General features: G+C 60.0%; 10 protein-coding genes. 2 read left to right on the top strand and 8 right to left on the bottom strand.

All coding sequences use genetic code 11. The annotated features are described in order from the left end of the window. Positions 1-298, top strand: a 298-nt coding sequence (locus GGQ67_RS25175; RefSeq protein WP_210279791.1) for a hypothetical protein, incomplete at its 5' end; no start/stop codon positions are given. Between the two features lie 138 nt (positions 299-436). Beyond that, positions 437-1,354, top strand: coding sequence for a recombinase family protein (locus GGQ67_RS24750; RefSeq protein ID WP_183902762.1), 918 nt, complete (start codon positions 437-439; stop codon positions 1,352-1,354). 73 nt (positions 1,355-1,427) lie between these two features. Here the strand turns inward: GGQ67_RS24750 and GGQ67_RS24745 are convergent, their stop codons facing one another. From GGQ67_RS24745 to GGQ67_RS24710, 8 genes are all read right to left on the bottom strand, one after another. Further along, positions 1,428-2,210 (bottom strand): sulfite exporter TauE/SafE family protein, encoded by a 783-nt coding sequence (locus GGQ67_RS24745; RefSeq protein ID WP_183902761.1) that lies wholly within the window; start codon positions 2,208-2,210, stop codon positions 1,428-1,430. After that, positions 2,207-2,638: a YeeE/YedE family protein gene (locus GGQ67_RS24740; RefSeq protein WP_183902760.1), complete on the bottom strand. Its 432-nt coding sequence runs from the start codon at positions 2,636-2,638 to the stop codon at positions 2,207-2,209. Before GGQ67_RS24740 ends, GGQ67_RS24745 begins: the two co-directional genes overlap by 4 nt. Then, the gene (locus GGQ67_RS24735) at positions 2,635-3,045 is read right to left on the bottom strand and encodes a YeeE/YedE family protein (protein ID WP_183902759.1); all 411 of its coding nucleotides are present in this window, start codon (positions 3,043-3,045) and stop codon (positions 2,635-2,637) included. The genes GGQ67_RS24740 and GGQ67_RS24735 overlap by 4 nt, the downstream gene beginning before the upstream one ends. Then, on the bottom strand, positions 3,042-3,389 hold the full coding sequence (bigR, locus tag GGQ67_RS24730; RefSeq protein WP_183902758.1) for a sulfite-sensing transcriptional repressor BigR: 348 nt from the start codon (positions 3,387-3,389) through the stop codon (positions 3,042-3,044). Before bigR ends, GGQ67_RS24735 begins: the two co-directional genes overlap by 4 nt. After that, positions 3,380-4,678 (bottom strand): bifunctional sulfur transferase/dioxygenase Blh, encoded by a 1,299-nt coding sequence (blh, locus tag GGQ67_RS24725; RefSeq protein WP_183902757.1) that lies wholly within the window; start codon positions 4,676-4,678, stop codon positions 3,380-3,382. Before blh ends, bigR begins: the two co-directional genes overlap by 10 nt. A gap of 214 nt (positions 4,679-4,892) precedes the next feature. Continuing rightward, complete coding sequence (locus GGQ67_RS25695; protein ID WP_183902756.1) at positions 4,893-5,969, bottom strand: TniQ family protein; 1,077 nt, start codon at positions 5,967-5,969, stop codon at positions 4,893-4,895. Further along, positions 5,966-6,883, bottom strand: coding sequence for a TniB family NTP-binding protein (locus GGQ67_RS24715; RefSeq protein ID WP_183902755.1), 918 nt, complete (start codon positions 6,881-6,883; stop codon positions 5,966-5,968). Before GGQ67_RS24715 ends, GGQ67_RS25695 begins: the two co-directional genes overlap by 4 nt. After that, positions 6,880-8,039: Mu transposase C-terminal domain-containing protein (locus tag GGQ67_RS24710; protein WP_246400333.1), on the bottom strand; the 1,160-nt coding region annotated here is incomplete at its 5' end. The genes GGQ67_RS24710 and GGQ67_RS24715, both read right to left, overlap by 4 nt.

Below are 8,039 nucleotides of genomic sequence, written 5' to 3'. Positions count from 1 at the left end.
CGATAAGTATCCCTTATCGGAAGTGAGCCATCTGAACCAAGAACATTGCCTGTCGGCCATCCTGATTCAGCGGATTCCCCACATTTCCGGCGATTTCGGGCCTATTTCGCCCTCATTCGGTGGATTCAACGCGCTCTTCGCGCTTTGCCCGCTCAGTACAGGCGCAGTCGCCGCAGGCTCTGAAGAAAATTCCGGTCGGCGTCGTCCGTCCGAGCGCAGATCAGCGAACGTTATGCGCTCAGAAGCCTTACTTCCCAGCGTTTCCGCCTCAGATCGCCGCTGGCGCGCGTTCGAATAACTGGATGACCAAACACCAGTGTATGGTCATAAATCGCGCTCTGCGGACTCGCATATCACTCATAAAACACGCTTGCAAAGGACCGTTTATCGACGCATTCTTTATTTGAACAAAATGCCAGAATCGAGCCGAATATCCATGGCAAAATCAGCGAGACGTGTAGCCCCTCCCCTGCCGCGGCGCTTGATGGGTTATGCGCGTGTTTCTACAGAGGACCAGCTCCACGATGCGCAGGTCGATGAACTGCGCGCGGGGGGCTGCGACCGGATCTATCAGGAGCACGGCTCAGGTGCCTCTCGTGCCAGACCAGTTCTCGCCAGACTGCTAAGGGAGCTGACCACCGGCGACGTCCTCGTCGTCGTGCGACTGGACCGGTTGGCACGATCCGTCAGTCATCTGCTTGATGTCATCGAAGACCTTGAGGAACGTGGCGTCCATTTCCGATCGCTGCGCGATCCGATCGACACGTCGACGCCTCAGGGTATGTTTTCGCTACAGGTCCTGGGCGCCGTCGCCCAGCTTGAGCGTGCGCTCATAGCGGAGCGAACGAAATCGGGTATGAAGGCTGCCAAGGCACGCGGCCGGATTGCAGGCAATCCGGGCCTTCGCGAGCGACGCCCTGAGGCGATACGGACTGCGGCCGCTGCGAAGAACCAGCTTTATCTCGACGAGCTGATCACCTCGGCGCAGACCTGGCTTCCGATGGTGAAGCGACTACGCCCACAGCATAGCTGGGACAATGTCGTCCTGGTCCTTAACCGCAAGGGCCACGACTGGACTGTCGAGCGGTTACGCCGTGCTGTCCATCGCATGGTTCGCGAAAAGCTCGCGGACCCTGAACTGTTGGCGCGATCCCCTCGCAGACCAGTAGACGATCACCATATGAAGCTGGTGGCAGCAATCGCTATCGCCGATCCGAGTTTGACACTGCGCGACATCGCGGCGCAGTTGGATCAGATGGGAGAGCGTCCGGTTCGCGGCGGCCGGAAATGGCAACCCTCGTCCGTAAAAGCGCTCATGGACGAGGCGTTTCGCTTCGGGCTTCTTCGGGGCTGACGGAGTCTCAAAGAGTGCTAAGTCAACGCGTCGGCTCCACAACGCAGCACCACGTGTCGATGTAGGTGCAGCATCACCCTGCTGGCGTAGATGCCAAGCTCCGGTAGAAGATGTAACCTGCGACGACAAAGATGAGCGCCGCGAACAGACGGTCGAGTATGTTCTTGTAGGCGCTCAGTCGAGTTGCCAGCATCGTGCCGAAAAGGCCGCCTGCTACGCCTCCACCAATGAACTCCATGGCAAGCCACCAGTCCACTAGCCCGGACGCCGCGTAGTTCAACGCGGTCGCCAGCCCAAACGCTCCGACGGAGAGGAGCGACGTGCCGATCGCGTTGATCATCGGCATCCCGGTCGCCAGCATCAGGCCGGGAACGATCAGGAAGCCGCCACCAATCCCGAAGAAACCCGATGCCGCTCCGGCTGCAAGCGCCACAGCTGCGGTTACAAAGCACATCCTGAGGTCGACCGGCCGGCTTTTTACGGACGTCGGCTTCCTGGGCTTGAGCATCAGGGCGCCGACCACGACCATCAGGACGCCGAACAGGAAGATCAGGCGGCCTCCGTCCATCGCTTTGCCGAGGCTGGAGCCGGCAAGCGCGCCGAAGACGCCGAGCAAGGAGAAGACGGCTGCGCACCGCCACCAGACGTGACCCTTTATAGCGTGGCTCGCGAAGTTGGCGAAGGCGTTCACCGAAACCGCGAGCGCTCCGGTTCCGATCGCGATATGAGGCTGCGTGACGCCGACGACATAAAGCAGGAGCGGCGTCGCCAGAATGGATCCCCCGCCGCCGAGAAGGCCGAGCATGAAGCCGACGATCCCGCCAGATCCGACGGCCGCGAGAACGGAAGTGCTCATGTCCTTCCGCTCCAAATCCGGTCGTAAAGTATCATGCCGACCAGCATGGCGACGACGAACAGCACCGTCTGGGGAAAGCCGACCGACAGGGAAGCGACAGCCGGCCCCGGACAGAGGCCGCCGATCCCCCAGCCGATTCCGAACAAGGCCGAGCCGATGACCAGCGGCGCGTCAATCGTCCGGTTTGTGGGCACATGGAAACTGTCGTCGAAAGCAGGATGGCGCATCTTCTTCATCACCTGTACGCCGATGAAGGCGACAGCGACGGCGCCGCCAAGAACGAAGGCAAGGCTTGGGTCCCAGTTGCCCAAGACGTCGAGGAAGCCTTGGACGCGAGCGGGATTCAGCATGCCGGAGAGCGACAGGCCGAAGCCGAAGACAATGCCAGAGGCGAGGGCGGCGCCGAATTGATAGATGGTCCTATTCATAATCCGAGGCCTCGTAGAATGGTGACGGCGATGACCCCCGCGATTAAGAAGGTGGCGACGGCGGCCATGGATCGTGGAGAGAGGCAGCCAAGGCCCAGCACGCCGTGGCCGCTGGTGCATCCGGATCCCATCCGCGAACCGAGGCCGACTAGCAGTCCGGCGACGATGATCATCGGCCAGCCCGCTGTGATCTCGACGGTCGGCCAGTTACCGACCGCCAGCAGGTAGACGAGCGGCCCGAGCAGGAGGCCAAGTACGAACGCAAGATTGGTGGTCAAGCCGATGCCTTGGGCAAGGCGGCCGACGATGCCGCTGATGCCGGCGATCCGGCCGTTCAGAAGCAGGAGCATGACCGCGGATGCGCCGATCAGCATGCCGCCGCTCAGCGACTGGAGATAGATGTTCATGTCTCTTCCTTTACGCAGAAGATGTCATAGAGCGCGGAGACCAGTTGTGCGGCCTTCTCCTCGGTCAGGCGGTAGAAGATCTGCTTTCCATCCCGCCGGGTTTCGACAATTCCGGAGCTCCGCAGCACCGTCAGATGCTGCGAAAGATGCGGCTGATGGATGTTGAGCTTTTCCTCGAGTTCGCCGACCGAGAACTCGCGCTCGACTAGCGTGCACACGATCATGAGACGGGACTGGTGGGACAACGTCTTCAGGAGATCGGCGACCTCTCCGGCCCGGCCGACCATCTCGGCGGGAGAGAGCCGTGCCTTCATCATTTTCCTTAAATCGGTGTTCATTCCCATGCGGCTCCCTGCAATGCATCGAGCGGGAACTTGAGGTAGCGCTTGCCGTTCGCTTCAGGCTCCGGCAGACGCCCTCCGCGGATGTTTACCTGCAGCGCATGCAGGATGAGCTTCGGCAGCGGCAGCGTCTTGTCACGCCTCCTCCGGAGCTCCACAAACTGCTCTTCCGTCACTCCGGCAAGATGCTCGTTGGACTTCTTCTGCTCGGCCACCGTGCTTTCCCACCGCGGAGCGCGACCGTTCGGCTGGTAGTCGTGTCCGGTGAAGATTCGGGTGTCGTCCGGGAGGGCGAGGATGTCCTGGATCGATTTCCACAGGACGCGGGCGTCTCCGCCGGGGAAGTCTGCCCGCGCCGTGCCGCTCTCGGGCATGAAAAGCGTGTCATGGACGAACGCCGCGTCGCCGACCACGTAGGTGATCGAGGCGAGCGTGTGACCGGGCGAGAACATCACCTTCGCGTCGATGGAGCCGACCTTGAACATTTCGCCGTGTGCGAAAAGGTGGTCCCACTGCGAGCCGTCGGTGGCAAGCTCGGGCCAATTGTAGATCCTCTTCCAGAGCTTCTGAACATCAACGACGCGTCCGCCGATCGCGGTTCTGGCACCAGTCTTCTCCTTGAGATAGTGGGCCGCGGAGAAATGATCAGCATGCGGATGGGTATCGAGGATCCACTCGACCGTCAGGCCATTCTCCCTGACATAGCCGAGGATCGCGTCGGCATTGATGGTCGCGGTGGCTCCCGATTTCTCGTCGAAGTCCAGCACGGGATCGATAATGGCGCACTTGCCTGTCGCCGGATCGGACACGACATATTGGACGCTCCAGGTGCGCTTGTCGAACAAGCCTTTCACCCGCGGGCGGCGTGCCGCGTGCTGCTTGAGCCATGCCGCGGCGGCGCTGCTGTCGAAGCCGTGGGCACGGCCGAACTCGACGACGTCTTCGGCAGCCATTCGCCCGTCGAGAACCTCGCCGATTAAATGGAGGGTGAGGGACCTCGTGCCCGACTTGCAATGGGCGAACACCGGGCCTTCGGACGCATCGACCGCCTTCTGAAAGGCACGGACGTCGGCTTCGGTGATCGTACCTAGCGTGACCGGGACATAAGCGTAGGACAGGCCGCACTGCTCGGCTTCCTGGCTTTCCACGTCCGTGCCGGGCTGGGCGGCGTCCTCGGCGTCCGGGCGGTTGTTGATCAGCGTCGCGAAACCCTGGCGACGAAGGGACTTGATGTCGTCGGCACTTGGCTGCGGCGAGACCGACAGCTTCTCTGAAATCCTGATCACGGACATGACTGACTCCTTAGTCCATTTACATTATCCATTATAATATAACGTATAATGTCTATCTTTCAAGTCCGCCAAGTGACCTGATCGTCGCAGCACACTCAGGAGCAGAGAGACGCCCTCCGACCCCAGAGGAGCTTTCTCGACGCCGCGTCGCGCCGACCGGACCCCGAATAACGACGGAAGCAGCAGTTTTACAGGGCGATTACAAGAGAGCGCGTCACCCCTCGAGGAGATCCAAAAGACTACGAGCTAGTCGCGAGAGCGCGATTGAGCGTTGGCGTCCCCTAAGCGTCGAAATGGCGTGCCACCTCGGATCCTTCGTAATCGCGGCGACAGCTCTAAAATATTTACTGTTGGATCGAGGCGGAAGATCGATTCTGCTTTTTTTCCCCGTAGATGACCGAGTAGTCAGGGACTGACTCGAAGTTATATTTTTCTCAAACTGCTGGAAAGCGAACGTCAAACAATCGCTAGGAGGGCCGAACTCGGATTGTGCGCTGCTGATATCCAGCATCTGCGCCATCGTCAGGAGAGTGCTGGACCGCCATGTCATGGACAAGCACGTCAACGGCGCATCCACGTTCACCGGGATGGAAGCCGGCCCTTTTATGTCTTGAACGCCGAAAAAAGTGATCTCGGGTCTTCCGTGGTTCACAGAACCGCTCCAGAGAAAGCGGATAGCCTTTCGAATGTCGGCAAGCTTTGTCTCGCCCCTCCCCTTCTCCGCATCGTCGATCGCCTCCATCGTCGCAATCAGCAGGCCGGCGTAACGGAGTTCAAAATGCGACGGTGGGGCACGCGACACAGCTCTCATACAGCCGGAGCAAATCAGCTCGGCCAACCCGTCCCGGTATTCATACCGGAAGTCGCATCGCCTTAAACATTTCAGACAGGAGAAGCGGAGGCGAACGCGGTGGATGCTACAAGCAACGGTCTCAGCGCGCGACCAGTGTCTGCGAAGATACTGATCGCGGCCGTTTCGCCGATCGCCCTCCAGGCAGGCGGGACATATGCCGCGCCATCTGGACTGCCGGACATAACCAAGTGAGGCAGCATTCCGGGAAAGTGCGAGCGCCTCGACGACGGCAGGTCGGATCCTGCAAGCGCGGCTCCATCTCCAAACACTTGTCGGGTCTGGATCGAAATCGTTATCGGTTGAGCTGTCGAGGCCCAGCCAAGCTTCAATATCAGCACTTTGCCGGGAATACCTTGCCGCAACCCGCGCCTGCCACGATGAGATCAGTTCGTCGCCATATGGCCGCGGTGCCAGCGGCAAAAGCGGTGTCGTCCTCACCGGGCAATCCGTCTCTGCAGTTGCCGCTCCGAGTATCGCGTCATCGAGATCAGGGGCAAAACCAGCTCGCCACCGGTGAAGCTTTCGATGGCAATGCGCTCGTTACCACTTCGGATGGCCTCGACCGCTGCGGTCTCAATCAACCGGAAAATCCTGACCGTTACACCGTCGGTCAACTCAAGGACACGTTGGCGGACTGCGGCAGTGCCTATATCGGATGGTTCCCTGAGGGGGAGAATTCCGGCCAGACTCGACAGAAGCTGGGCCAGATTTTTGTCGTTGGACCAACGGTTCAGATGAAGAGCATCGAACCGCTCGGCGAGCTGTTGGTCTGTTAGAAGGGCTTGTCGGGCAAGGTCCGTCCCCGCACAGATCATAGGCACCTTCAGATCATTAGCCAGGAACCGGATGACGTTGAGGAATATTCGCTGCTGGCGAAATGTGCCGGTCAGGACAGCGTGGATCTCGTCGATGATCAGCATCCGAACGCCCATGTCACGCATCATGCTTCGGCAAATGGCCTTCAGGCGCCATGCGGCTTCGTACTGGGGACCTGGCGCGCCCAGTGCATTCAGCAGCTCACCATAGACATCGCGCTCGATCGGCTCGGCCGGCATCTGCATGGCAACGACAGGCATCGTCGTGACGCCTGTGCTCCGGTCGAACCGAGGCGGATGATCACGTAGGAATTTCCGAATGATCTTGGTCTTGCCGATACCGGTTTCGCCATAGATGAGAAGGCAGGGCATCCGGTCGCGCGGAGGGTAAGACAGAAGATCCTCTAGCCGCCTGATCACCGTCGTTGCTTGCGAAGTCTCAAGCCATCTATCCGCACGCAGCCAGGCGATGCGCTCATCGGTATCGAGATCGGCATACTGGCGATACGCCGGCTGCAGGTGCTCGTATGCTGTCATGACCACTCCTCCACGGACAATGGTGGCAGATCCTCGAAAATTTCTGGACTGGGCTGGTCGTCGGGAAGAGCGTCGTAACCCCGACTTGCGAACAATGCGCGCTCGCTCCGCTCTGCATTCCGGCGCACGGTTCGTGTTTTCACCGCAGCGTCCGCCAAAAGTTGCCGCTGCTCGGCAATCGTCGAAAAGATCAGCTCTTCGTTGACGGCCCGGACGCCTTTTGCTCGCAATGCAGCCAAGGCCAGACGATGCTCACCAAGCGTGATACGCGGGCGCCGAAGATCAGCGAAATGAACCGTCCAGACGAAGCCGTCGGCCCCTTCTACCTGAACGCGCGACAGGTCTCGGGGGTCGTACTTGACGCGCACCCGCTGGCCCCGGCCGGCCCATGGGCTAAGCACATCGTCCCAATAGCGAAGCCCGAACAGATGGATCCCGTCTCTACGGACGAACCGTTCTTCAAACGGCAGGAAATCCTTCAGGAACTGGCCAGGATCATGGGGAAGCCTCAACGCGTATGGCCGATCAGCAAGGCCGTCATCCCAGGCCAGCCGTGGAGGCACGCCCAGGCTGCGATGAAGATCGGCATGATAGCGGCCTGTGATTTCGAGTGTGAGCCACCTCTCCAACTCATCCAAGGTCATCGCTGCATGTTTCTCGGAGTCATAAGACCCGCGATCCGCGACGTTGCTTGAGGTCGAACCCGGCAGCATATGCACCGCCCCCATCATGGTGCCGATCAGCCGTTCGATATGCGCGCCGTAATGCGGACGGCGAACCGGACGATGAACAAGGGAAATTCCGTGTTCTGCTGCCCCGCGAACGAGAGCTTTGCCATGAAACTCTCGAGCGTTGTCGAGATGAATGATATCCGGAAGGCCATGGGCCGGCCAATCGGCCTTGATACGCCGATCTTCGAGCCACGGTTCCTTCGGCAAGACCAACTGTTGAACGACGAGGGCAACGGATGTCGATGAAGGGCTTTCCAGACTGATATGAAAACCGGCCACCATCCGGCTTGCGATATCGATGGCCAGTGTCAGCCACGGCCTTTGCAAAGGGCGGCGATGGAAAGAATCGACGATAAAGAGATCTACGAGCGTATGGTCGATCTGCACGACCTGAAATGCATAGTCTGCAGTATATTCCCGGACAA

The sequence above is a fragment of the Rhizobium metallidurans genome (assembly GCF_014196505.1).
GTDB classification, from domain to species: Bacteria; Pseudomonadota; Alphaproteobacteria; order Rhizobiales; family Rhizobiaceae; genus Rhizobium; species Rhizobium metallidurans.
The sequence above is the reverse complement of the archived record's forward strand: the minus strand, read 5'-3'. Positions and strand labels throughout refer to the sequence as shown.

Coding starts and splice junctions, on each gene's coding strand:
- GGQ67_RS24745 (WP_183902761.1), bottom strand. CDS start 2,210: ATGAGCACTTCCGTTCTCGCGGCCGTCGGATCTGGCGGGATCGTCGGC.
- GGQ67_RS24715 (WP_183902755.1), bottom strand. CDS start 6,883: ATGACAGCATACGAGCACCTGCAGCCGGCGTATCGCCAGTATGCCGAT.
- GGQ67_RS24740 (WP_183902760.1), bottom strand. CDS start 2,638: ATGAATAGGACCATCTATCAATTCGGCGCCGCCCTCGCCTCTGGCATT.
- blh (WP_183902757.1), bottom strand. CDS start 4,678: ATGTCCGTGATCAGGATTTCAGAGAAGCTGTCGGTCTCGCCGCAGCCA.
- bigR (WP_183902758.1), bottom strand. CDS start 3,389: ATGGGAATGAACACCGATTTAAGGAAAATGATGAAGGCACGGCTCTCT.
- GGQ67_RS24750 (WP_183902762.1), top strand. CDS start 437: ATGGCAAAATCAGCGAGACGTGTAGCCCCTCCCCTGCCGCGGCGCTTG.
- GGQ67_RS24735 (WP_183902759.1), bottom strand. CDS start 3,045: ATGAACATCTATCTCCAGTCGCTGAGCGGCGGCATGCTGATCGGCGCA.